The organism is Psychroflexus torquis ATCC 700755, assembly GCF_000153485.2.
Classification (GTDB): Bacteria; Bacteroidota; Bacteroidia; order Flavobacteriales; family Flavobacteriaceae; genus Psychroflexus; species Psychroflexus torquis.
Window position 1 is genome coordinate 2394805 of the sequence record NC_018721.1, and the last position, 26363, is coordinate 2421167.

Consider the following 26363-nt stretch of genomic DNA (forward strand, 5'->3'; position numbering starts at 1 on the left):
AAAAAACTCGAAATGACAATAATTACATGCTTTTTAGCACTAATGTATCGAGAGGTTTCTTTTTATCTGAAGCATTCTCGATATAATTTCAATGAATTTTTTTAAGCAAATATTCATTGAAACCAATCTAACAGACATTTTTAATACGCTATTATCATCATGTTTTTGAAGCTTCAAAAAGTCCTTCAGCGGAACACGGTACCCGACATCCGCATTAATTTAAGAGAATGTAACAGTGGTCTTTTGAATAGTTAATCTTGCTGGATTAAATTCAGAATAAACGCCTCTAAAACTTTGTTTAAATAGCGGACTAGAAGAACCGCTAAAACTATATTTGCAAAAAAAAAGATGCGCTGGATTGTCCCTATTATTATCCTTCTTGCTATTGAGGTCTATGCCTTTCAAGCCTTTAAAACCCTGTTTAAATTTTGGTGGAGCCTTGGGATTTACACTGGCATCACCGCTGTTGTGGTAGGACTGTTGATTTATTCCTTCTATGAGTCAAGTCCAAATGTCTCGCTTACTGGTTTTCGAGCTTATATGGGTGGCATTTTCTTAAGTTTACTTTTACTGAAGTTGAGTGTGGTGTTCTGGATGTTTGGTGAAGATATTATTCGTTTATTGGTTTATGCTTACCGTAAACTATTCACTACATCCACAGAAAACTTACCCTCTCGACGAAAATTTATAAGCACTATTGCTCTTGGACTTGGAGCTATCCCTTTCCTTTCACTTTTGTATGGGATGTACAAGGGTAAGTATAACTTTAAGGTATTGTCCTATGAGTTGGAATTTGATAATCTTCCTGAAGCTTTTGACGGCTATACCATTACCCAACTGAGTGATATCCATAGCGGAAGTTTTGATAATACGGAAAAAATTGAATACGCGATCAACTTAGTCAATGAACAGGAGTCTGATGTGATCTTATTTACTGGCGATCTCGTTAATAATTTAGCTGATGAAATGACACCTTGGACCCCTCTTTTTAGTCAATTGAAAGCGGAAGATGGTGTTTTTTCTATATTGGGAAATCACGATTACGGCGATTATTATAATTTTGAAAGTCAAACTGATAAGCAACAAAATTTTGAAGATCTTGTAAATGTTCATTCCGACTTGGGTTGGGATTTATTAAGAAATGAACGCAGAGAATTGGTAAGAGGGGATAGTAAATTACATTTGATTGGCGTTGAAAATTGGGGGAAAGGAGGTTTCAAAAAAGCAGGGGATTTTGAAAAAGCTGCTGATGGGGTAGAGGCTGCTGACTTTAAGATTTTGATGAGCCATGATCCTTCTCATTGGGACGAAGTCATTCAACACCATAAGAAAGATGTTCAACTTACATTGAGTGGCCATACCCATGGAATGCAATTTGGGATTGAAATCCCAGGTTGGTTCAAGTGGAGTCCTGTTCAATATCGCTATGAGCAATGGGCTGGAATATATGAAAATGCCAAGCGATTCATTAACGTCAATCGGGGGTTTGGCTTCTTGGCCTACCCAGGTAGAGTTGGTATATGGCCAGAAGTGACCGTTATTAAATTGAAGCGAAAATCAAAGACTGAGGTGTAAAAAAAGTGGTTTCAAAATTTAAGTAGTTACCTTTTCCCGAAACTTTTGGAGTTTTAAGGTCTATTAAATAATTGACTATCCATAATTTAAAATTCTGAAATTAGTCTGGCTGCATGATACATTCAGAATGATACTTTAATTAGATTTGAGATTGCTTTGTTTGCTTTTAGAAAACGTTTTTGTTATTTAGAATTTAGCATTCAATGGGTACCATATTGATCGGAAACGCTACCGTTATTAAATTCATAACTGGTTTTTTGAAAGTCGGTACGGATTTCCCCACTTGGAGAAAGCTTTTCAAATAGTGCTTTCGCCTTTTTGTCATTTTCCATATCGATACTCATCTGAATGCTGGTTCCATCTATAATACCAAATTAGACCTATAATGACGCAATAAATCGTTTCTTTTTCGCCTGCTTTTCATCAAAAATAATTACCGTAGCTAAGGCTATGCTAGTTATTTTTGATTTCAATCAATCAAAAAATAATTCAATTTATTCATACGGCATTATAAATATAATTTGGTATAATAGGAGTGTTTTGAGAGACGTCCTATTCCATAATATAAGAACCACTGTTCTTCAATTCAGCATGTTGTGATTTATTTTATATCTATCCTAAAATTTAAGTATTGAGAAAATCTCTACCTTAACTATGATTCTTGTTTAGTCACTTCGATCCAAGAGTCCACTTGTCGTTCTAAAAGTTCTAAGGGTAAAGCCCCACTTCCTAAGATGATATCATGGAATTTGCGGATATCGAATCGATCGCCAAGTTGAGTTTCTGCACGTTGTCTTAACTCTTGAATTTTTAACATGCCAATTTTATAGCCTGTAGCTTGCCCTGGCATGACCATATAACGCTGAACTTCTGCTATTATAGCATTTTCTGAGATGGAAGAATTATCTTTAAAATATTGAATGGCCTCAGCTTCTTTCCAACCTTTGGAATGCAGTCCTGTATCCACTACCAACCTTATAGCTCTCCAAATTTCATTGACTAGTCGTCCAAAATCGTAATACGGGTTTTTATATCCTCCCATCTCTTTAGCAAGTTTTTCAGAATATAAAGCCCAGCCTTCTACGTAAGCATTGTAGCCTAGTTGTGTTCTAAAGTTTGGAACGGTTTCTAGCTCTTGCGCTACAGAAATTTGCATATGGTGTCCTGGATTGCCTTCATGATAGGCTACGCCTTCCATAGTGGTTTTAGGCATAGATGTCATGTCCGAAAGGTGAACATAATAAGTGCCAGGTCTGGACCCGTCTGGAGTTCCCGCGTTGTAATGTTGTGGAGCACCATCTTGCTCTCTAAAGGCTTCTACGCGTTTTACTTGTAAACTAGCTTTTGGTAAAATACCAAAATAGTCTGGTAGTTTTTTGGTGAGTTCATCGATATATTGTTTTGCTTCATCAAGATAGGCTTGACGACCTTCGTCGGTGTTTGGAAAATAAAACTGCTCATCCTCATTTACAAACTTAAAGAACTCTTGCAAGTCACCTTCAAAACCAACTTCGTTTTTGATATTAAGCATTTCTTTTTGGATTCTATCTACTTCCTCTAGGCCGATGTTATGGATTTCATCTGCCGTAAGTGATGTCGTGGTAGATGTTTTAAGTGTATAGTCATAAAAGGCTTTTCCGTTGGGATGCCGACTCACTCCTGTAGGGGTTTCTAAAGCATTTGGGATTTCATTTTCTGTCCAAGCGATGAGATTGTTATAGGCAGGTTGAAATACTTTAAGCAGCATTTCTCTTGAAGCTGTTCTTAACTCCTTAGCTTGTTGATCATCTATTTTATTTTGAGTTAAAAGACTATCAGTTTTTCTCAGCATATCGTCATATAAAGGGGAGTTAACCTCTGTGTCTTGAAAAGGCTGCCCTGTGACAATAGCTTTGCTCTGATTTAAGACAGTTTCTAGAGCAAATCTAGGCGGAAGAATATTTTTGGAAGCTTGAGATTTTGCTCTATCGACCAGTTGATTGATTGCTCTTGCCGTTCCTTGAATTCTACTAACATAAGCTTGCATATCTTCTAAGCTATCTACTTTATGAAAGTTGATAAGCATGCTAGGAAGTTGCGTATGTATTCCTGTCATTTGGTCGAAGACATACCCTACATCTTGATACTCTAGGCCTTCTTGAAGAAGCTCATTTTGGTAAAGCCAGATATCATAGGACATTTGGTCTTGCTTATTAAGAGATTGATACTCGAAATTTTTCTTGAGTTCGTCAACACTCTCCTGCATCCAATTTGCATCTTCGATTTGAGCGTCAAGACTTAAATCATCAATTTGATCATATTTATCCTTTATTCCTAAAGACGTTAGCTTTAAGGGGCTTTTTTGGAGAGATTCTTCGTATTTTTCTTCAAACCAAGCGTTGAGGTCTTCGTTTGGAGTTTTTTCTTTTTCTGGAGCTTTATCACAAGAATATCCAATAATGAGGAGCAGGACCAATACATGTTTTACTTTTAAAAATGCCATAGGAGTAAGGGTTTATGGATGTTGTCTTAGCTTAAATTAATAGGTGTTTAAAATAGTGGGTTAATTATAATGTATTTTAATTTTAAACAAGTTTTATAAAATGTTATTAGTGGGGAAGTTAATGTAAAAATTTGGAGTTAAGCTTTCTGTTGAATTATGGAATTAAATAGAGCTATAGTTTTCTTTTTTATACGTGATGAAGTGCTCTGCATATTTTTCAAACAAAAATCAATTTAATTTATAACGTATTCCTAAAAATCCTCTCACAAATAAGTTATCGAGATCAAATTCATAAATGGGATTAAACTCGATATTAAAAGATAGATCTTTTAGATTTTCAAAAGGTTTAATGCCAATACCAATTGGAATAACAACGCCATTAATGTTATTTAAGATGGCACCAGCACCCAAGTAAACATCATAACTTGTCTTAGTCACAATATTATGATTGATGACAATCTCAGGGGTTATATTATCAATAGAAGTATCTGAATAAATTCTAAGATCTGTCCAAAACCTCTCATTGATATTATAACCAACAGCAAATTTTGAGCCTGAACTATTGGTGTAAAATGAGGCTGTAATTTGCGAATAAGTATCAGTTAAAGTGCAGAAGATTAGAAATAAAGATGGAAGGATGAGTTTCATGAGTTTTTTTTAGATGATTCAAATAAATATATTAATTCTCCCAAATAAATCGCGACTTTAATTAATAGGCGTTTGTTAAATAAAACTAAAAATTTTACAATTAATTAACTCATAACAACATTAAAAAGTATTTTAGGGCAATATAAATGAATAATTGCGCAATTATTTCTAACTAAATTAAATTAAAAATTATGAAATTACAAAGATTATTTATTGTCCCAGCGGTCTTCGGATTGCTTTTGGGATCATGTGAAGCTGACAAAGTTACAAGCGAAGAGGTTTTGGATACCAACCAAATTGATAACTCTGAAAGAATTATTTTAGGAGTCAATACATCAGAGACTCCCTCCAATTTAGATCAACCTACCTTAGACTTAATTTCTAAAAACCATTTGAGTGCGTTGGGAGCCCAACGTGAAGAAATGGTTCTTCCTGGTGGTGAGAAGCGCGAGGTGATTCGAATTGAAGGAGATATCGTGATGTCTCTAGAGGAACTTAGCGGACTAGATTTCCAGGGTTATGAGGATATCCATAATAAACAATATAGTACTAACGCCTTAGTAAGTCCTCAAACTATAACTGTAATTGGTTATACGGGTGGAAGTCAAGCCTTAACCTCTAACGAGAGAACAGCTTTGAGTTGGGCTATTGCAAATTATAACCGACTGAATTTGAATATCAATTTCAATCTTACTTTTGGAACCAACTATCAAAACAAAGATATGGTAGTCTATAATAATACTGTAAACAACCCTAGTGGTGCTGGAGGATCAGCAGGTTTTCCTAGTAATGGAAATCCCAACAAATTTGTTCAGATTTTCGGGTTGAGTAACTACAATACCAACGTCATTGAGCACGTGATCACTCATGAAATTGGACATTCTGTAGGTTTTAGACACACTGATTTTTTTAGTCGCCAGAGTTGTGGACAAAATACCAATGAAGGAACCGCTGGTGTAGGTGCAAACTACATTCCGGGAACTCCACAAGGATTTGATCCAACGTCTATCATGTTAGCCTGTTTTAGTAATAACGAAGATGGAGAGTTTAATTCTAACGACGTGACTGCTTTGAATTTCCTATACTAAGAAAAAGAGTATAGTTATTTTGAATTTAAGCCTTTAAGACCGTCTCCAGAGTGGAGACGGTTTTTTTATGGGCAATCATCACGTATAAATTTGGGTATATTCTATAGGGTAAATTTTAGTAAGCAGGTATTAGATTTTCTCATAATCTAGACTTGGACCATCACACTGGTTCCACGTACTTGATAAGACATCATTAGAGCTAAAAAACAGATTTTCTTTTAAATCAGATTGGCAAGAGCCTATGATCTGACTCTCTTCTGCTTAGGTGAGCTCTAAACTTCCTTGGTCATCATTGAAACGGTAAGTTCCTGTAAGCTCTACAACGCTCTCTTCAGTTTCTCTGGTTTTTAAAAAGTTGCCATCTTCAAAAAAACGATAGGACTCTTGCCACTCCATATCCGAGCCTGTTGTTTCTGAATCTGGAATGCTTCCCGACATCTGGACGAGCTTCCAATCTCCTTCCAATGTAGCTTGAGTGACATCATCATCATCATCGTTGATACATGAGCATAAAATTGCAACAATAATTAAGGCTGAAAATTTGATTTTCATAACTATTTGGTTTCTAAGAAGACTCTTTATATGTGGATAGGTTGCGTTGAATCATTTTTTTATTAATATTTATTTAATGAGCTTCTTGTGAAGAAGGAAGTTTTATTTTATGAAGGCTAAAGGTCATCGATGAGATATCAGCACCCACTTCATTAATTCTGGAATTTGTGAAATAAAGATAGCCTTCATAAATACTAAAGGTATCTGCCCAACGGATCTGTTCCCCTTCTGCAAGGTCATGAATATTGCCTTCGGGTGTTCTATATTGAATTTTATGGTGTTCTAAGTCTGCAAAATAGAGGTTCCCCTCTCTATCGAAAATCATCCCATCGGGGGCGGCTGTTTTAGTTTCAAAGGTGACCTGATCTTCAATTGGTTCGTCGTCTTCGACTTTTAACGCATCCGTACTTATAGAATACAGGCTATACCCAGTGAGGGCATGATAAAATAGGCGTTCACTTTCAGTACTTAAAGCAATGCCATCAGAATGTATGGTGTTCTCCCATTTCTTTTCACCAAAAGTTAAATAGGATTGTTCTGCGGTGGTAGAGCTATGTTCGTTCAGTACTCTTCTGGTTTTTCCAGAATCAATATCTACAATTATCAATCCAGGATGGCCAGAATCTGTTATGTAGATTCTATTATTCTTCTTATCTACTCTAAGATCGTTGATATAAGAATCCTTATAATAGCTTGCCTCTTCTAATATATAAGTTTTAGACAAAGTATCTGTGGCTAAATCGAAAACGAAAATACGCGGAGCATCCATTACGTCCTGAAACAATTGACTTCTGGTATCCAAGGCATATAGCTTGTCCTCAAAAGCCAACACAGATTGAACTCCAATAAATTTGTTTTCTGTAATAGGCTCGCCAATTTCCCAAGAATTCCAAAGGTCATTGGGATAGCTTTCAGGGTCAGAATTAGGAATTATTTCCACTACAGAATTTTTGACCCCTTTTCTCCATCTTGGAAAATTCACAAAAAGGCGTCCTTTATCAGTTGTAGTGACTCCAGTGACTTGTTGGCCTTTAAAACTTGCAACTTCTGTGATAGCATTAGAATTAGCTTTTTCATCCATTTTATTATCCCTTTCCTGCACATCTTTACAAGACAGAAGTAGAATAATAACTGAAAGGCTTAGTGTTTTTATTTTCATCTTTAATATTTTCAATATTTTAAAATATACAGAAGTTTAATTAAACTAAAAAGCTATCAGAACAAAAGCTGCTCCTTACTTTGTTAATATTTTTACAAAATAGGGTGACGCGTTTTGCATTATTCTACATTCGTTTGACATTTTATTTTAAAAACGCATTATGAAATCAATTTTCTTAAAATTTAGTAGTCTAGTCTTCATTGCATTATTGTTATTTTCGCCTAATTTAAATGCTCAGGAGTTTCAGGGGCAAGCGATTTATTCTTCTAAAGCCAAGATGGAGTTAGGAAGTTTTGGAGCTAGAATGAGCGAAGGTCAAAAAAAACAAATTCAAGCCCGTTTAAAGAATAGATTGGAAAAGACGTATACTTTAGATTTCAATAAAGAAGAGTCTGTGTTTAATGAAGACGAGAAAATAGATGCGATTTCTGGAGCCACAGATTCTTGGGGTGATAATTTTACAAGAGGTGAGCAATACAAAAATGTAAAACAAAAGGCCCTAGTTCAAAGTCAAGAATTTTATGGCAAGAAATTTCTAGTGAAAGATAAGTTAGCAGCTATTGAATGGAAGCTGGGGGCTGAGTCTAAATCGATAGGACAATATATGTGTTTTAAAGCAACGGCTTCAATACCAACCGATGAATTGGAGTGGTACAATTTTTCTTGGGGAGACTTAAGAGAAACGAATACTGAAGCTAAAACTGATTCAACAGCTGTTGAAACTGAAGAATTAGAGATCAAAACAACTGAGGTAGAAGCTTGGTACACACTTCAAATTCCAGTAAGCCATGGTCCTGGAGAATACTGGGGACTTCCTGGTCTTATTTTAGAGGTGAGTGCGGGAAATACTGTCATTTTGTGTTCTAAAATAGTCATAAATCCAGAAGAGGTGATAGAGATTGAAGCTCCAGATAAAGGTAAAGAGATCACGAAAAATGATTATCAAGCAACGATTCAAGAGAAAATGCTTGAGATGAGAAACAATAGAGGCCGACCAAGAAGTTGATCCAAATTAAATTGATAGATAAAACTCAACTTACACCTCACACAAATTTATGAATAAAATATTTTGTGTTGCATTACTTCTTGCAACCACCTGCACTTTTGCCCAAGTTAAATTACAAGGTGTCGTTAAAGATAGCTTACAAACTCCTTTGGAGTTAGCCAATGTAGTAGCTATAAATCAAGCAACAAGTGGTCTGGAGTCTTATGGTATTACGGATGCTAATGGTAATTTTAAATTACAGCTTGGTAAAAATGGCAGCTATAAAATACAAGTGAGTTACATTGGTATGAAGACTTTTGAAGAGGTTTTGACCACTGATGAAAATGATATTACAAAAGTGTACACCCTTCAAACAGATAAATCTCTAGATGAAGTGGAGATAAGTTACGAAATGCCCGTGACCATTAGAGGAGATACTCTTATTTACAATGCGGATTCTTTTAGCGATGGTACCGAACGAAAGCTGGAAGATATCCTTGAAAATTTACCAGGGGTAGAGATTAATGAAAACGGCCAGATCGAAGTAGAAGGGAAAGTGGTGAATAAGCTCATGGTAAACGGCAAAGATTTTTTTGATGGGGACACCAAATTAGCTATAAAAAACATTCCTTCGAAAGCTGTCGATAAGATCCAAGTCTTGAGAAATTATTCTGAAGTGGGCCAGCTAAGTGGGGTGAGAAATAACCAAGATAATGTGGCGATGAATATCAAACTGAAAGATGGAAAGGAAAGCTTTTGGTTTGGTAATATAACTGCAGCAGCAGGAACATCTCCAGAGGATGAGTTGTATTTGGTTCAGCCCAAATTATTCTATTACAGTCCCAAGTACAGCCTTAATTTTATAGGAGACATAAATAATACGGGAGAAGCTGCCCTAACGCGAAGGGATATTAGAGGTTTTGGTGGAGGTTTTAGGGCCCCAAGTAGTAATAGTGGAACTAGTATAAATCTTGGAGATAACAGTCTTAATTTCTTAACCAATCAAGACAATGCCCTTAAAATAGAAAATAAATTGGCCACCGGTAACTTTAGTTATTCTCCAAAGCAGTCTTTAGACTTGAGTGGATTTCTTATTTACAATACCAGTCGCATTCTATCCAAAGAAAACAGTTTTGTCCAATATACCAATTCAGATCTTGGTATTCCCGATGAACGAACAGAGCAATCTAGTGAAGAACGGTCTAACCAAGGCTTATTAAAACTTAGCGCCTCTTACAAACCAAACTTCAATAATCAATTAGACTATGATGTTTTGGCGCGTGTTTCTGAGGATTCTCAAGACCAAAACATACTTTCTTCAGTCATAGGAAATACAACCCAAGTGGATGAGGTTAACCCTTACAGTATTAATCAAAATTTAAATTATTACTATACGCTTAATGAAAATAATATTTTTGCTTTGGAGGCTCAGCATTTGATAAAAGATGAAGATCCATTTTACAATGCTCGTTTAGGGAATGACCCAAATAGCGAAGACCCCTTCGATACCACAGCAGAAGCCATAGGTCTGGATACCTCACTGCAAACCTACAATTTGACGCAAGACAGGCGTATCAAGTCCAATCAGTTGGATGCTAAATTGGACTACTACAATATCCTCAATACGAAAAGCAATATCAATTTTACATTGGGGACTATCTTAAGTCGTCAAGACTTCAATTCTGATATCTTTCAATTTCTTGATGATGGGTCTCAATTTGCACCCACACCAACTTTCAATAATGGGCGGGCTACTAACGATGTACAGTATAATTTTAGCGATATTTATTTAGGAGTCCATTATCGGGTGAAAGTGGGCAAATTCACATTTACTCCCGGCTTTTCTGTTCATGCTTATGGAAACAAGAACACACAATTTGGAGTGACTTACGAGGATAATTTCTTTAGGTTTTTACCAGATTTTGAAACTCGAATTCAGTTTAAGAAGAGTGAGTCTTTGACTTTGAAATATGATATGCGTAATCAATTTACGGATGTGACAAGATTGGCTGAAGGTCTAGTATTGAACAGCTTCAATAGTATTCAATTTGGGGAGCCTGAACTCCAAAATGCCTTGTCCAATAACATAAGTTTATTGTACAGCAGTTTCAACCTTTTCAACTATACCAATGTGTTTGCCAGAGCAGCATATTCCAGTAATATCGATCAAATACGGAGCTTAACAAACTTTGAGAATGTTATCCGAACCAGCACTTTCTTCAATTCTAGTTTTGCAGATGAAAACGTGAGTGTCTTTGGGCGTGTTCAGCGAACCTTTGGGAAAGTAAGAGCAACAATCAACACTAGTTTTAACTATAGTAAAATCAACCAGTTTATCCAAGGTTTGCAATCGCTTAATGAAGGCTTCACCCAAACTTATACCCCTGGGATTCGTACAAACTTTAAAGTAGCTCCAAATGTGAGTTTTAATTACCGCTACAGCATCACTAATAATGACCAAGGAAGCCGAGAGACCAAGTTTATAACAAACGCTCCTTCCATAGACTTCGACGCTTATATCTGGAAAAAGGTGACTTTCCGGACCAATTATTCTTATACCAACCAAGACCTCGGTAATGGTGAGTCACAGTCTTTCCAAAACTGGGATGCTAGCCTTTCTTACAGAAAAGATAGAGATGCTAAGTGGGAATACGAAATTAAAGCAACTAATCTTTTGGATATCGATTCTCAGGTTAGGAACAGCGCAAATAATATTTCTGTATTTAGCTCAGAAACCTTTATTCAGCCTAGATTTGTCACGTTTAGGTTTGTGTATACCTTGTAATATATAGAGTTAGCGGTTAAGACTCTGTTTTACCCAAAAAAAAGAGCAACTTATCAAGAATATCCTGAAATTGCTCTTTATTTAATTTGCTAATTAAGACCTCTATAAAACTATTTTTTCCACCTTAGAATTTATATCCAAGCAAAAATTGAAATCTGGTTGTTGTGCTGCTTAACTCTATATATTTAGAAATTCCAGTTCCTATTTCAGTTCTAACTTCGAAAGAATATCTCTTGTACGTTAGTCCGGTTCCAAATAGAACCCCTTGCTCATAGTTTCTTGTTAAAGGAAGAGCTCTTCCTTCAACTATGCTCACCCTGGAATTAAAAACAATTTCTTCTTTCAGATAATTAGTTTCACTTATTGAGAAGCCATTAGAAACACCCGCATTTACATAGATGAACATATTACCAACAGGGTATTTAAGACGTACTAAAGTGTTGAGTTTTATATAGGAATAAGCAAATTCTGTAGTCGTTGTGCTAAAATTATTCTCACCACTTAAAACCTCTTTAAACTGATTTTCAACATTATAACTAGAGTAAAATAACTCACTATTTATAGACCATTTGTGTTGATATTTAGGGAAGATCAAGTCTAAAAATATCCCTCCTGCAAAATTTACAGACTGTGGATAGTCTACACGAGTAAGCTCTGGAAATTCGGAACCACTTAATTTTAAAGAAGTTAAAGAGGCTCCAACGAGGGCACCCACTTCAATAATTAATTTCTTTCGTTCTTTCTGGAAAGTTATGTCAACGGATGTACATTCATTATAATATCTAAAGAGCCGGAATAAACTCCCCTCCGTATATGAGGTGTTCTTAAGCTTAGAGCTTATAGTGGGGCAATCTTTAAGATATAAAGTCAATTGACCTAGATATCTATTGTTTTCGACAATTACATTTTTACCAGTTGTTCCTTGTTCTTGTATATACTTTTTATGAACTAATAAATCAAACTTTCCATCTCTTTTTATGTAATAATTTTGTCGTGAGTCTTTGTTTTTATAGTAAAATAATTCTTTATCACCTCGAATTAAGACTTGCAGAAACGTCGTATCAATTTTAATATTTAGTTGTGTAGAAGTCTTAAGTTCATTGGTGCTTAGTTTTGTCACTTCTGTTTCTACAATTCCACTGGAATATATTTGATCTTCTACTCCAAATTCAATGATATCCAAAGGTTTATATGCCACTGGATTATTTATGGTATTAGATTTAAATTTTATTTCATCTGGTGTTTTATCCCAATCTCTAAAATCTATAGTTCCGTTAATGGTGTCTTTATTTTTCTTGATAATGTAGCCAGGAAGATAATTCTGTTGAGAATAGGATGGCGAAAATACAAGGGTTAATAATAATACCATTGTAAATTTTGTAAGCGTTTTCATACGTTTTTTAAATTATAGATTGTTTTTAGTTAATGTTGCAAAAGCCAAATTTTAGGTAATATGTAATAGTCATGGTTGAGAGTCCGATAATACAAAATTTGTTCTTTATTAATTTTTTTTGAATCAAATAACGTCTTTTACTCCACAGAATCATAGCTGATGATGCAGTTTTAATTCTATTTTTAAATTTAAAAGGCAAGTGTCCTGTGCCTTTTGCTCACCGAATCCTCGGAAAGTACAAGCCCAAAACTATTATCAATTTATCAACACAAGGTAGCAGATTAGCGAAGGCTTGACATAAACCTATAGTCTTGGCATAAGAACCAATTTTAAGGTGGCTTCATTTTTTATCGTTTGAAGTGTCTTGTCCTGAAATATGTTAAGATTAAAATCAATCTACGTGGTTAATTCATAGACTTTATTTAGTGTTAAGAAATTTAAAGAGACCTAGAATCTTATTTTACTGTACTATTTGACCGTTTATTTAATTACAGTAGCAAAAAAAAATTAAGATCCTTTATACAATATTTAAAAGGCAATCTGGGATGAAGTATTCTTTAGAATTATGGGTGACCGTTTAATGTTTTTGATAAATAAATTGCGGTTTTGCTGAGTTTGTTTTTGGCAACTTCGTTTGGAGTGCCTTCTGCTACCACTTTTCCACCTTTTTTTCCTGCTCCAGGACCTATGTCGATAACCCAATCACTTCCAGCAACTACCTGCATATCGTGTTCTACTACAATTACAGTATTCCCAGCATCCACCAATCTAGCCAATTGGAGTTGTAATTTTTCTACATCTGTTGGGTGTAAGCCCGTAGTGGGTTCATCTAAAATATAAAGTGTATTTCCCCGGCTTAGTCGTTGGAGTTCCGTAGCAAGTTTAATTCGCTGTGCTTCTCCGCCGGAAAGCTCAGTTGCTGGCTGGCCCAAACGTAAATAACCCAAACCTACTTCCTGCAACACCTTGAGGGGACGACTGACTCGGTCTTCTTTTTCAAAAAACACGGCTGCTTTATCTACGGTCATGTCAAGAACTTGGTTGATATTTTTTTCGTGATACGTAACTTCCAAGGTTTCGGGATTATACCGCGCACCTTCACAAACTGGACAGGGCGCATAGACACTTGGTAAAAAGAGTAGTTCAACCATCACAAAACCTTCACCATCACAATTGGGACAACGACCTTTACCCACATTAAATGAAAAGCGACCGGCATTATAGTGGCGTGCTTTTGCTAATTTTGTTGAAGCAAATAATTTCCGTACAACATCAAACAAGCCAGTATAGGTTGCCAGATTAGAGCGCGGTGTTCTCCCAATGGGTTTCTGATTGACCACCACCATGCGTTTGATACCTTCTGAACCCGCGATGATTTCTCCACCTAGCGTCTCTACGGTATCTTTTTGTAAGACCTCTTCGTCTTCTTCTTTAAAAAGGCCCTTTCCTAATTTTATGGACATTAATTCAACTAATACTTGACTCACTAAGCTGCTTTTGCCTGAGCCTGAAACTCCAGTGACACTCGTTAGAACTCCTAAAGGAAATGATACTCCAAGATCTGTTAAATTATTTCTGGTTACTCCACTTAATTTCAACCAGCTACTAGGCTTTCGGGGTGTGGTCTTTTTAAAAGGCAGATCATTAAAAAGATGTTCTCTGGTTTTGGACCGTTTACTGTCTTTTAAACCGGCCGGTGGTCCACTGTATAAAATTTCACCACCACCTTCGCCAGCATCCGGACCTACATCTACAATCCAGTCGGCATGACGAATCACATCTAACTCATGTTCAACAACAAATAGTGAATTACCAGAAGCTTTTAATCTATCCAGAGTTTTTAGTAAAGCTTCCGTGTCAGCAGGGTGCAATCCTGCAGAAGGCTCGTCTAATACATACACCACACCAAACAAATTACTCCGCACTTGGGTCGCTAGTCTTAACCGCTGATGTTCCCCTGGGGAAAGAGAAGGTGTGCTGCGCTCCAAGGATAAATAGCCTAAGCCCAATTCCAATAAAACAATGACTCTCGCCACTAGATCTTCGGCGATTCTTTGAGCTACTATTGCTTTTTCCTGATGCTGTTTGGTTAATTTAAGCAAAGCAGGCGCCTTGCCATCACCATAAGGAGCAAAAATAGAAAGTAATTTCTCTAGAGGTAATCTCGAAATGTCGGCAATATCATAACCAGCAAAAGTCACAGAAAGCGATTCGCGACGTAAACGTTTACCCTTACAGGAATCGCATTCGCTACTGATCATGTACTGCAACACACGTTTTTTCATCAACGTACTTTGCGTATTTGCAAAAGTGTGCAGAACATGTCTTTTCGCACCCGTATACGTGCCCTTATAACTAGGTTCAGTTTTACTTTTGATGGCAAGTTTTACGTCGTCTCGGCTTAAGTCACGATATACAGGTACCTGTGGGCGTTCGTTTGTAAATAAGATCCAGTCGCGATCTTTTTTGGGAAGATCTTTCCAAGGGATATCCACATTATAGCCGAGAGTGGTCAAAATGTCGCGAAGGTTTTTCCCTTGCCAAGCTGGGGGCCATGCCGCTATGGCTTTTTCTCTTATCGTTAAGGAATCATCGGGGACCATGCTTTTTTCAGTGACTTGGTGTATTTCACCCAATCCATGGCATTTAGGGCAAACTCCTTCTGGTGTGTTGGTTGAAAATGAATCAGCATATAAAAGAGGCTGTCCGTCTGGATAATCACCAGCACGGGAATATAACATGCGTAACAAGTTAGACAATGTAGTCACGGAGCCAACTGAGGATCGCGTAGTGCCTGAACCTCTTTGCTGCTGTAGAGCAACGGCTGGGGGAAGACCTTCGATTTTGTCGACTTCTGGGATAGGCATTTGATGGAAAAGTCGGCGGGCGTACGGCGAAACAGACTCAAGATACCTCCGCTCAGCTTCGGCATACAGAGTGCCAAAAGCAAGCGATGACTTACCTGATCCTGAAACCCCGGTAAATACGACTAATGCATCGCGGGGAATATCTAAAGTTACATTCTTAAGATTATGTTGGCGTGCTCCATGTATACCTACAAAGCCCTGTTTTTGTGTCTTATTTTCATTCGGTTGTCCCATGCGCGTCCTAGATCAAAAAATATACCAAGACCTTACTTATAGCATTCAAGTTTAGAGGTCATTTATTCTAATGATTAAGGGTCTTGTTCTTACGGAGACAAACACTTTATAGGCTAAGCACAGATCCGAATTTTTAAATTTTCTCAATAATCCAAATTTAAAAATTTGATGATCTTCGTAAACACACCTTAGACTTTAAATATGTTACTTTTCGTCTTATTTGTTATAGCCATTGTTGTGCTTTCGTTCCTGTTCCAGTTGCTTTTTTAGTTTATCAGGATCTTGTCTTGTTCGAAAAGAGTGATGGTTTCAATTTCTTCTTTACCAAAATTTACTCGGTAGAAAAGGTCGTTTGATTTGTGACATCGCAGTTATAGATTCCTCCAAATTCCATCGATTTTTGACAACCTTCAGGATACTTCGAAATCTGTTCGATTTTTGTAGTCAATTATTCTAAAAAATCCTTCTAACCTTATAACTCCATTCCTGCAATAAATATTCGATGAGTCTTTTGGTTTTGTGTTCGGCAAGTTCCCAAATGAAAACCTCCATCAAGAAATCTTTTTGAGAATCTCCTTATATGAAGTCCTTTTTATATAATCTAACTGCTCAATTCCCTTTTTAATTTTCGCTTGCTCATATTTAGTCAATTCTTTCCAAAAGTCTGATTTTTCATTATTAATCAAAGCCGTTATTCTTTTGATAAAGTTGTTATTGTCTATATTTAATATCAGCTTGACAAGTTCTATTTTGAATGTATTATTGTCCATTTTCATAACTTTATTTCAAACTCACATTTCTAGAGGAATTTTATGAATGAAGCATAACGGTTTTGACCTACACAGCGGTCTAGTTTAAAACTAGTATTTGTTTTTCGAAGATAATAATAGTTTTATTCAGTTTGAACGATAATTCGAAGCGCAGACCTGCACTGGGTTGTAACGCGTGTTATACTCATAATCGCTTTGTGTTCCATCTAATAATTTCAGTTCGAATATTATTGATATCATTTCTATAAATCTCTTTAACCCATTATCTTCATTACTCCTAATCGTCGAAAATGAAAACCGAGTTTTCTTCTTCGATTCTGGGTACTTTAAGACATTGAAAAAATCTTTTGGGGAAGAGTCATTGTCTTTGAAAAATTGTTGAAAAGGTGAATCTTCACCTATGTATTTAGAGAAAAGAGATATTAATTCATGCGAAATACCATCTTGCATTGAAGCAAGGTTTTTATAGATACTTTTAATATTATGATCAAGTTTTACATCTTTCGATACTTCAAGGGTTAAACCTTTCATCATTAATTCTAAGCCATGATAAAAGTTAAAGAGAATAGGTACGCCAACATTCATGTCATTCCATCTGGTATTATTTTCATATTCACTCCACGAATCATCCTTATCCTCTTTTGCGTCAGAAAGTATAAAATTTCTATTGCCTTGTTTTTCCATTTCGTTGATTGCCTCTTTTGCAAGGTTCAGAAATTGATATGACAGACCTATGTAATCTGGGTTAGAGTTCATATTTTACGAGGGTTAATTGTCTTTAAGCATAACATTCGAATAAATCCTATTTAAATCTTCAGTATAAAATATATCTATTATAGGGTATTGATTTTGAATGGTTTAAACGGTATTTATTTTAGAACCTCGTGTTACATTGAATCAAACTAAATTTTCAGATTGAATAATCATTTTTTTAGAGGCATCTATTTTAAAACTAATTCTACAGGTTTAATTATTACTTCCCTTTTTCAGAGAAGTATCTATAGCTAAAGGCGATAATTGTCTAATTCCAAGTGCTACTATATTTTGATTATAGAGCTCTTTTTTTAAACATCTTCAATTTCGGTAGTTTCGGTCTTATTCTCAGAGGGTGTATTTTCATTTTTAAGGTAGTTATCTAAAAACTTTAGAATTCTACTGTAGGACTCTATTTGATTTTCCTTTTTAACAAAACCATGACCTTCATCTTCAAATAAAACATATTCCACGGGGACACCATTTTCTCTAACACCAGCAACAATCTCATCACTTTCTACTTGTAATACTCTAGGATCCTGAGCGCCTTGTAAAACGATTAATGGTTTAGTGACTTTATCGGTATGAAATAAAGGAGAGATGCGTTTTAATCTAATAGAGTCTGCTGTAAAAGGGTCTCCTAGTTCTAGGTATAAGGATTCTCTCATAGATTCCCAATAGGGTGGTATACTCTTTAATGTTCTTATCCAATTGGTCACCCCAAAAAGATTGACGCCCACATCAAACTCTTCTGGAGTGTAAGTTAATGCTGCCATGGTCATGTATCCACCATAAGAACCTCCAATGATACCTATTTTGTCGCCATCAATTTCAGTTTGCGATGCCAACCAATTTTTACCTTCTACACAATCCTGTAAGTCTTTCTCACCGTGGTTGAGGTCATCCATTTGGTAAAATGTTTTACCGTAACCACTACTCCCACGATTATTAACCGCTAAAACGGCATACCCATGATTGACCATATATTGAATAAGAGAACTAAACCCTTGTCGTGATTGTCCGCCAGGACCACCATGAACCCAAACCATAGCGGGCACTTTGTTTTCTACAGATGCTTGATGTGGCAAGTAATAGATAGCCGGAATCTCAACACCATCAAAGGATTTGAAACGAATTACTTTTGCGGTTACTAAATCTTCAACATCTATAGCCTCGTTAAGAACATCAGTTAATTTATGTTGCTCTTTCGTTTCTATGTTATAGGTATATAAATCTGAAGGGGAATTAGACCCACCAGCATACATACGCATCCATTTTTCATCATCGCTAAAACCAACACTTGTGATACTTTGATCTTTAAAATCTGGCAAATCAATAGGTTCCATTGTTTTGGAATCTAAAACTTGAATTGCATTTTTACCATCCTCATTCACATAAACAACCATGTATTTTCCCTCGGACGTAAAACCACTACCCATGATATCCCAAGATTTTTCCAGAACTTTTTTCTTCTCTTTAGTAGCCAAATCATAAGACATTAAATAGGAGAATTCTCCACCATCGTCGGTCGTGTAATAGAATTTAGAATTATCATTCGAGAAATCTTGAGACGAGTTCTTACTTTGATTTTCATTGATTTTAATCATTTCTTCAGTCTTTACGTCATAAAGAAATAAATCGCTATCATTTGTATTTAAAGATTTGGTGAGTGCAAAATAATTTTCATCACTAGACATTCCTGAAAAATTGAGTCCACTGTCATCTTGATAAATCAGTTCTGAAGAAAAATCATCAATAGACATTTTATAAACATCAAAATAACTCGGATTTCTCTTATTAGAGCCAAAATACAGATATTGGTCATCGTCTGACCAGCCATAAAAAGCAGATTTCGCCTCTTTATCTGGGGTGATATCTTTTATATTTCCTTCCAAATCCCTTACAAATAAATGATCTATTTCGTCCCCATTACCATCGGCACTTAATAGCATTCTATTGTCATTTGGGAAATAAGATTCTGCAAAAATCGAAGTACTATCTGAGGTTGTAATCGCCCTCATTTCTCCTCCTTCAGAAGGAACAGTGTACACGTTATAAATACCAGAGCGGTTACTGGAAATGAGTAAGCTACTGTTATCCGATGAAAAACTTCCACCACCTATAGCTTCGTTATTCATAAATTGTTCAATAGTATATTGCTTGATTTCGCGATTGACCATCGCTTCGTCTGTTTTGTCTTCTTTACAAGAAAACAGGAGTACTAATAAGCCTAATCCTAGAAATGTTGTTTTCATATCAATTATCTTTAAATTACGAAATAAATATACACTATTAAAAATTACTATCTGATGTGTTGTTTTTTGTGAAGGTTTTTATCTAATTCTAATACATATTAAAGGAAACCTAAAAACCTTTCAACTGTTGGTGAATACAAGTAGGCTTGAAGCTAAAGAGGATAGTAAAACTGTCTTTAATAGCGGTCTGTCTTAAGCTGTTGAAATAGGTCTTTTGCAAGTGGGACATTAAGCTCATCCTAAGATGAGAGATACATATAGACTCTTGGGTGAAAAATAATTTAAGGATAAGCCAGCAAAAATCTGAAAATCTCAATTATAAATCTGTAAACCTAGAGGAATAGGATCAAAAATTAATAACGAAAAGTGTTGTTTTTCACCTGAGTTCTTTGTTGGCAATGTTTTTATTCTAATCCTAATGCCTGTGATAATTTTTCAATTGCTACTCGCTATCTTACCGCAACTTTTTAATCCCCTTTTTCCCGCAATCATACTTTATACCAAATTAGACCTATAATGACGCAATAAATCGTTTTACCGATACAAATTCGTCACAGGCTTTTTTCGCCTGCTTTTCATCAAAAATAATTACCGTAGCTAAGTCTATGCTACTTATTTTTTCGATTTCAATCAATCAAAAAACCTGTGCTGAGCTACGTCGTAGTATAATTCAATTTATTCATACGGCATTATAAATATAATTTGGTATTATTCAATGAGCTGTAAAATGAGTAAACATGCAGTCTATATTTACAATACCCTCAGAATCCATTTAAGTGTGGATTTAAGAAAGCATATGGAATGAGCATTTAAATCTGAATATCAAATAGAGATCATATCATTTAAAAAATTTGTAGAGGTCACAATATAAACCCCGATTTTAATGCTAGTAATTATATTAAATTATGAACATATTAAGAGGGTCAAAATTTTCTAGAATTCGCTGATTGATTTAAAACTGATGAAGATTATAAAGGATATAACCATATTGTAGCGATGCCCATCACAGTTATAAAGGGTTTGCTAAAGTTAGCGAAATGGAGTTCCACATCGTAAATGCATCAAAAAGAGAAAGAGTAGAAGGAAAATATCACATACTACACGTTAACTCTACTCATAATAGAGTTAAAAATGGATTGAAAATACCTTTCGGGGAGTATCAACAAAATATCTACAACAATACATGAATTGGTATCAAATAAAGGAAAACATAAAGTCTAGAAGCGATAGAGCCAATGCCTTTGTGGAGAAAACAATCGCTTTAGTTACATTGAAACGGTATGATCAAATCGAATCTAGATATGAAAACTTAATATCAACGCGCACCTTAACTAGAGCCATTAACTAAAAAAAAGTCTGACTTTTATTAGTCTAATATTTTTGATTCAATCATTTTTTAACGAGCTATATTTTTGTGATAGACTATAAAATGGCTCGACATTTTTAATCTTGAAATTTAGCGGATCTTAAGATGGCTTCAATTTCGAACATTTGATTTCTTTTTGAAGAGGATGGCTTAAATACGAAGCCTTCTAAAATCACATATCTGTCATTTTTATCATCTCGAATAGCATAAGTTAAAAATGGACCTGCCATAAAAAAACCTTTTACTTCCCAGGTTCCTTTGATTTCATAAGCAAATTTTCCATCGATTTCGGTTTCAAATAAATAAGGAGCATAGGCCTCTTCGGTAATCATATGTGTATCTTCAGTGGGGCCAGGTATATTTTTCCCAACAGAATCCCTCATCTTAATCACATTAGCAATAATGTCTCCATTTCTTTCAATTGTAGATTTTGAAACTTCGTAAGCTAATAACTCCATACTGCCATTCTTGATGTCCTTCCGCATCCAAAAAAAGTTATCCTCCTGTTTTGCATATCGATAAGCTGATGGGAATAACATGGAAACTCCTAAGGATTTTGTCAAGACGTCCACCTTTTTTGGTGCTTTGCTCATGCGTCTCCTTTTCTCTTTTAGCTCCGTATCATGTAATTTTCCCAGGAAAGAGTCCTTGTTTTGCTCCAATTCTTCAATTATAGTTTGTTGATTTGAGCCAGTTATAGCAATACCAAATTGAGGCTTTGCAAATGAGTCCAACAAAATCTGATGTCCCGTTTCTTTAGATTTTTCAATTTTTAAAAAGGTTCTGTTTTTTCTTGCAAAACCACTAAAAGCCATTGGAGGGATTTGGCGCAAGGCATATTTTGGTTCTTGTTGAGGGAGGCCATCAACATCTGCTGCAAAAATCTCTCTTATCTTTTCTCCAATGGAGTCTTGCCAATCTTCATTGGTAATAATAACCGAAAGTTGATTGAGGTTTCCAGAAGATTCTGCTTTGTAAGCAGAGGTTTTATTGTCATTACAAGAATAAACGAGTAGAATGGAGAGGGCGAGAAGGCTTGCGCTAATGGTCTTAGGTAATGTATATTGCATTTTGAAGTTTTTTTGAATTGAAATAAACTTATCGAATATCGTTCCAAAATTCAATTTACACTACTAAACTTTATTAACCAGCAAGATTATTCATTAGTTTGAATCTTTGTTCTTCAATAAATCTATTTAATCTTTGATTCCAGAATGGGACATCTTTATAAAAGTCAACGCAATCTTCAAGGGTCTTTTGCTTTAATAATTGAGGCATAATGAATTTTTCAAAGTCACGTTGTATCAATTCTAAAAACTCCTTAACATTATCGCCGTTTTTGATACAATACCCAATGCTGTTTTTATATTTATGAAATTGAATGCTCTCTGGCAAATAACAATCTTGAGATACACACACCGCAAGTTCTGTGATTTCAGGTCTTTTTTTAGATTTTTCATGAATTGGTGGAATCATCAAACCTAAGTTAATTCTGAAATCAATCTTATCATCGGTCGACCACCAATAATTTTGAAGGGTTAAAACCAATGAAAATTCTTCAGTAGATTTCCACCATATATCACCATCGTTACTAAAACCTGCTTCTTTTAAAAGAGGAGCCAAGATTTCAGTATTCATTTTTTTTAAAATTTCAATTGCTTTCATAACTAAAAGTATTTAACTAAGGCAAAAATACAAGAGACTTTTGAATTTGGTTTACGGTTTAACCGTAAACATGTTACGGTAAAACCGTAAATTTCGGAATGGATGTTTATCATGTGCTTTTTGAAAATTGGCTTAGATATCGCAATTCTTCATTTTTTTTCACACTTAAAAGGATATTTATGAGAATCTTTTTTGCCTTGCATAAAACATAGGCAAAGAACGTGAGGCCTAAATCCTCTTTCTTAGGGAAAGAAAATAATTCCTCTGAGCTAATATTTTAGCCATCGAAAAAATAAAAAACACAGATAAAAACACACTCATTAATATCTAATTTATTCTATGTCCAATTAATGTTTATTAGCCGTAATGCTATCAATAACTAGCCTATCGAACATTCTATATCCAAAATATTTACGATTAAACCGATAAACAAATTCGCTAAGAGATAGGCTTTAACACTTTATCTTATTTTATGATAGGTTCTTGTACACTTCGTCTCGAAACAAACCATCTATGGTATCGTTGAATATAATCGCATGATCTGGGTGGAGAAACAGGTCATTTCTGGAAAAATAGAATTCGCTTATTTCTACTTTAAAAAGCTTAACCAAACTCTTTTTTCGCTTTGGTGGTCTGGAAAAGGTCTTGGAATTTAGGTTAAGAATGATCATCCCTATAAAATGATTCCTAGACACTTGTATGTGATCTGTGCCATGCATTTTTATAAGATATTCATGCACATGATTTGAAACAGGAAAGTTCTGAGTGATGAAGTAATTTTCCATAAGCATGAAAGTCACTCAAAGATAATAAATCTAGCGATAAAAACTGTGTAAGTATATGCTATTAGTTGAAAGATGGTGAATTTAAAATATTGAAAATCTATAAAAAAGATGGTGGATTGCGTAATTTATTAGATTATAGTTATTTAACCTTATTTTTACGCATTCGTGCACACTATTTAAGAGTATAACTTGTGGACAACTAGTAAGCTTTTTTGAGCTCGATCGCGGAATTTTTAATTATTATACATTTAATATTTACAAGATAGCTAATTAAATAAATGGGGAACATAGCAACAAACACAAATATTCAAATTAGAAGCTTAAAAAAAAGAAACTTAATTCTTGACTATGAAGAACAACAGGTTAAAGACTTTTTATTAGACATTGGATATTACAGATTGGGGTTTTATTGGCATCACTTTGAAATAGATGCTGACCATAATTTGGCTCTTGGAACTAAACTATCCGATGTTATAGCTTTATATTACTTAGATGTTGATTTAAGGAATATTTTATTAAAATATTTAAACCGAATAGAAATAAATTTTAGAACTAAAGTTGTTTATTATGTTTCGAATAAGTTTAAACATTCTCCATCTTGGTTTGCAGATAAAACCATAGTAAAAGATAGTTTTATTGAAAGTACACCTTGGAAAAGAAGTATGCTAAGTAGAGTCTACACGAAAGAATTTATACATAATAACAAAACTCTTAAAAAACATCATTTAAATAATCCTTTAGATACTTACGCTCCTGCCTGGAAAACATTAGAGTTTTTCACCTTTGGAGTATTATTAAACTTATTTAAAAACATTAGGAATGAAGATATCAAAAAGAGAGTTACAGAAAGTTTAGGAGTTTTAAATTCAGATAAATTTGAAAACTTAATGAGTACTGTAGTTTTATTAAGAAATATTTGTTCACATGGAGATGTACTGTATGATTTTAAAACACCAAGAGGATTGTCTGTTGTCCCAAATATTGACTTTGATGGAAGTGATAGAAGCTCTTTGAATGCAACTATAAAAGTTATTTCTTACTTTTTAGAACATATTTCTATAAATAGAAAAAATGATTTCCTTAATGAGATTGATGATTTATTTATTAAAAACTTTAAGAATCAAGTAATTAAAAACATTATTACAAATAAGATAAGATATAAATAAATATCGTAGTTTTGCAACTCAGTGCACTGCTATTCAATTATTGCTTTAGTTTCTGCACTTAAAAAGAATAAAAAACTAAAACTCAGACTTGCTCTGAGTTTTTTTTGGTTAATTACTTCTGAGATTCCACAGTTTGCTAAAGCATGTTTTTAATGCTGAGACTTTTAAGGCAATAATAAAATTACTAAGTTTATAGTATTAATAAATTACGGATAACACAACTTATTGTTTTATCCGTATGTTAGCTGTGATTACTGATAACCAATGAAAAGAAATTTTTTAAAGAATCTAGGAGTTGAGTATACACACAAAAAAATAAGTATTCTTATCCAGATAATCTCAGTTACAAAAGAAGGCGCTAAATTTTCTAATGAGCAGATTAAAGCTCTAATAAAATCGGTCTCAACTTATATAAATTCTGTGGGTAAATTAGATAACTCAAAAGAACTCTTTGGAGAAATCAATATTAATCCAAAAAATGAAAATATTGAAAATTTAACTTTCTATAAGTACATCTCAAAAAGCACTTGCGACAACTTTATTTCAAAAGGTAAATTTCAATTTGGATCTTTAAAATATTACAGGGAAATAGAAAGAGATGAAAGCCGTGACGAAAAGGAAGGCTATAGTAATTTGGTTTTTGAAAATTTAGACAGGCAATTTTTCACCTCAGTAATTTCTGGATTTAACTATTACATATTATGTGGCACAAATACCTTAACTCATGAAGAGTACATGTCTGACCAATTTGGTGACTATGTAATGAAAATAAAGAATATTAAATCATTTGCTGAAAGTGTTAAAAAGTCAATAGGCGCAAAATCATGGGCATGTCAAAAAGTTAATTACAGTGACTTTAAATCAAACATTATAAGGACTGAGTTAGATAACTTTGAAGGTTCCAAACCCGACCTTTCTCCCGAAATATTTGAATTAATAAAAAATAATTCAATTGACTCTAGTGTATTTACCAAACCAACTTCTTTTGAACCAGAGAATGAAGTAAGGTTAATATTTGAAATGGATAAAAACTCAAAAAAGAAGCTGAATATCGTTAACCAAGGGTTATTAGATAATATTGAAATAATAAAAATTACAGCTAACAAAAAATAAAAACCATTGAAAGTGGTTTTTATTTAGCCGATAGTAACAAATATGGAACATCATTATTTTGTACTTGCAAATAGCACTTCGACGAATAAACAATCATTACCTCCGGAGTATTTATAGTAAGTGTTTCAGCTAATACTCCTTTTAATTTTGCGGATGGCGACGGTCCATACAACTCTATTAGAGCAATAAAGAAATATTCCCCAATATTTCAGAATTTGAAGAAAACGAATTCTAAAAGGGCCCAACAAGTTGTACTTGAAAAAAATATAGTTCGCATTAAAAGTTTTATTGAAATACCGAGGGGAACAAAATTCAAACCAGAAGTAGTCTATAGCTTTATTCACGCATCTATTGGAAGAATAAAAAATGGAAATGTTACGGGTGTTCACTTTTACAATCCTGAAAGGGTATGGATAATTAAGATTTTAAAAACCAACGAAACAAATAAAACATTTTTGGCAGATTTTGAATTTTATGATATAGACAACAAAAAATGGATTCATAAAAAAACACCAAGTAGTTTCTTTCCTGCGGATTGGAATATAGCAACTCTTTTAATGGAAATAAAATATGCTTACGACAATGCTAATTTTAATATTGACAATGGAAAAATCAAGTCAAAAACTTATTCAAACATTGAAGTTGAACTCTATGTCAAAAATGGTAAGTTGATAACAATATACCCATTGGTTGAATCATTATGATTGTATTAAATAATAAAT

Annotated in this window: 20 protein-coding genes and 2 pseudogenes; 8 read left to right on the top strand and 14 right to left on the bottom strand. The window is 34.5% G+C overall.

The window, feature by feature from the left end:
* The first annotated feature begins 348 nt into the window (after positions 1-348).
* Positions 349-1575 carry a metallophosphoesterase gene (locus P700755_RS10205; protein WP_015024590.1) on the top strand — a complete coding sequence of 409 codons (1227 nt, stop codon included), beginning with the start codon at positions 349-351 and terminating at the stop codon, positions 1573-1575.
* A gap of 200 nt (positions 1576-1775) precedes the next feature.
* On the opposite strand, the gene P700755_RS19975 is transcribed toward P700755_RS10205, so the two are convergent.
* The 3 genes from P700755_RS19975 to P700755_RS10220 all read right to left on the bottom strand — a co-directional run bounded on the left by P700755_RS19975 (position 1776) and on the right by P700755_RS10220 (position 4705).
* Positions 1776-1919: a VOC family protein gene (locus tag P700755_RS19975; RefSeq protein ID WP_211206080.1), complete on the bottom strand. Its 144-nt coding sequence runs from the start codon at positions 1917-1919 to the stop codon at positions 1776-1778.
* Between the two features lie 308 nt (positions 1920-2227).
* Complete coding sequence (locus P700755_RS10215; protein WP_015024591.1) at positions 2228-4057, bottom strand: DUF885 domain-containing protein; 1830 nt, start codon at positions 4055-4057, stop codon at positions 2228-2230.
* A gap of 228 nt (positions 4058-4285) precedes the next feature.
* Positions 4286-4705, bottom strand: coding sequence for a hypothetical protein (locus P700755_RS10220; RefSeq protein WP_015024592.1), 420 nt, complete (start codon positions 4703-4705; stop codon positions 4286-4288).
* A 191-nt stretch (positions 4706-4896) separates the two neighbouring features.
* Here P700755_RS10220 and P700755_RS10225 point away from each other — a divergent pair, with 191 nt between their 5' ends.
* On the top strand, positions 4897-5793 hold the full coding sequence (locus P700755_RS10225) for a zinc-dependent metalloprotease (protein ID WP_015024593.1): 897 nt from the start codon (positions 4897-4899) through the stop codon (positions 5791-5793).
* A gap of 261 nt (positions 5794-6054) precedes the next feature.
* Here P700755_RS10225 and P700755_RS10230 read toward each other — a convergent pair whose 3' ends face one another.
* Positions 6055-6345 carry a hypothetical protein gene (locus P700755_RS10230; RefSeq protein WP_015024594.1) on the bottom strand — a complete coding sequence of 97 codons (291 nt, stop codon included), beginning with the start codon at positions 6343-6345 and terminating at the stop codon, positions 6055-6057.
* Positions 6346-6418: 73 nt separating this feature from the next.
* Complete coding sequence (locus P700755_RS10235) at positions 6419-7504, bottom strand: L-dopachrome tautomerase-related protein (RefSeq protein WP_015024595.1); 1086 nt, start codon at positions 7502-7504, stop codon at positions 6419-6421.
* Positions 7505-7664: 160 nt separating this feature from the next.
* On the opposite strand from P700755_RS10235, the gene P700755_RS10240 reads away from it, so the two are divergent.
* Together P700755_RS10240 and P700755_RS10245 are read left to right on the top strand one after the other, a co-directional pair.
* Entirely contained in the window at positions 7665-8510 is an 846-nt protein-coding gene (locus P700755_RS10240; RefSeq protein WP_015024596.1) for a GLPGLI family protein, read from the top strand.
* A 49-nt stretch (positions 8511-8559) separates the two neighbouring features.
* Positions 8560-11274 (top strand): carboxypeptidase regulatory-like domain-containing protein, encoded by a 2715-nt coding sequence (locus tag P700755_RS10245; protein WP_015024597.1) that lies wholly within the window; start codon positions 8560-8562, stop codon positions 11272-11274.
* Positions 11275-11398: 124 nt separating this feature from the next.
* On the opposite strand, the gene P700755_RS10250 is transcribed toward P700755_RS10245, so the two are convergent.
* From P700755_RS10250 to P700755_RS10270, 5 genes are all read right to left on the bottom strand, one after another.
* Positions 11399-12667: a porin family protein gene (locus P700755_RS10250; protein ID WP_041758304.1), complete on the bottom strand. Its 1269-nt coding sequence runs from the start codon at positions 12665-12667 to the stop codon at positions 11399-11401.
* Positions 12668-13230: 563 nt separating this feature from the next.
* Positions 13231-15768, bottom strand: a complete 2538-nt coding sequence (gene uvrA, locus P700755_RS10255) for an excinuclease ABC subunit UvrA (RefSeq protein WP_015024599.1) — start codon at positions 15766-15768, stop codon at positions 13231-13233.
* A gap of 551 nt (positions 15769-16319) precedes the next feature.
* Entirely contained in the window at positions 16320-16538 is a 219-nt protein-coding gene (locus P700755_RS10260; protein ID WP_015024600.1) for a hypothetical protein, read from the bottom strand.
* Between the two features lie 126 nt (positions 16539-16664).
* A complete protein-coding gene (locus P700755_RS18760) occupies positions 16665-17294 on the bottom strand; it encodes a hypothetical protein (RefSeq protein ID WP_015024601.1) in 630 nt (209 codons plus the stop codon).
* Positions 17295-17602: 308 nt separating this feature from the next.
* Entirely contained in the window at positions 17603-19546 is a 1944-nt protein-coding gene (locus P700755_RS10270; protein WP_015024602.1) for a S9 family peptidase, read from the bottom strand.
* 964 nt (positions 19547-20510) lie between these two features.
* Here P700755_RS10270 and P700755_RS19980 point away from each other — a divergent pair.
* A pseudogene (locus tag P700755_RS19980) lies at positions 20511-20894 on the top strand (IS1595 family transposase); the annotation flags it as partial.
* A 95-nt stretch (positions 20895-20989) separates the two neighbouring features.
* Here P700755_RS19980 and P700755_RS10275 read toward each other — a convergent pair.
* The 4 genes and pseudogenes from P700755_RS10275 to P700755_RS10285 form a co-directional block, all read right to left on the bottom strand.
* Positions 20990-21982 carry a DUF4837 family protein gene (locus P700755_RS10275; RefSeq protein WP_015024603.1) on the bottom strand — a complete coding sequence of 331 codons (993 nt, stop codon included), beginning with the start codon at positions 21980-21982 and terminating at the stop codon, positions 20990-20992.
* Positions 21983-22055: 73 nt separating this feature from the next.
* Positions 22056-22577, bottom strand: coding sequence for a DUF4304 domain-containing protein (locus P700755_RS10280; protein ID WP_015024604.1), 522 nt, complete (start codon positions 22575-22577; stop codon positions 22056-22058).
* 347 nt (positions 22578-22924) lie between these two features.
* A pseudogene (locus P700755_RS20750) lies at positions 22925-23026 on the bottom strand (IS1595 family transposase); the annotation flags it as partial.
* Between the two features lie 21 nt (positions 23027-23047).
* On the bottom strand, positions 23048-23362 hold the full coding sequence (locus P700755_RS10285; RefSeq protein WP_041758306.1) for a hypothetical protein: 315 nt from the start codon (positions 23360-23362) through the stop codon (positions 23048-23050).
* Positions 23363-23640: 278 nt separating this feature from the next.
* Here P700755_RS10285 and P700755_RS10290 point away from each other — a divergent pair, with 278 nt between their 5' ends.
* The 3 genes from P700755_RS10290 to P700755_RS10300 all read left to right on the top strand — a co-directional run bounded on the left by P700755_RS10290 (position 23641) and on the right by P700755_RS10300 (position 26345).
* Entirely contained in the window at positions 23641-24528 is an 888-nt protein-coding gene (locus tag P700755_RS10290; protein ID WP_015024606.1) for an Abi family protein, read from the top strand.
* Positions 24529-24792: 264 nt separating this feature from the next.
* A complete protein-coding gene (locus P700755_RS10295) occupies positions 24793-25641 on the top strand; it encodes a hypothetical protein (RefSeq protein WP_015024607.1) in 849 nt (282 codons plus the stop codon).
* 215 nt (positions 25642-25856) lie between these two features.
* A complete protein-coding gene (locus P700755_RS10300) occupies positions 25857-26345 on the top strand; it encodes a ribonuclease EndoU (RefSeq protein WP_015024608.1) in 489 nt (162 codons plus the stop codon).
* Positions 26346-26363: the final 18 nt, after the last annotated feature.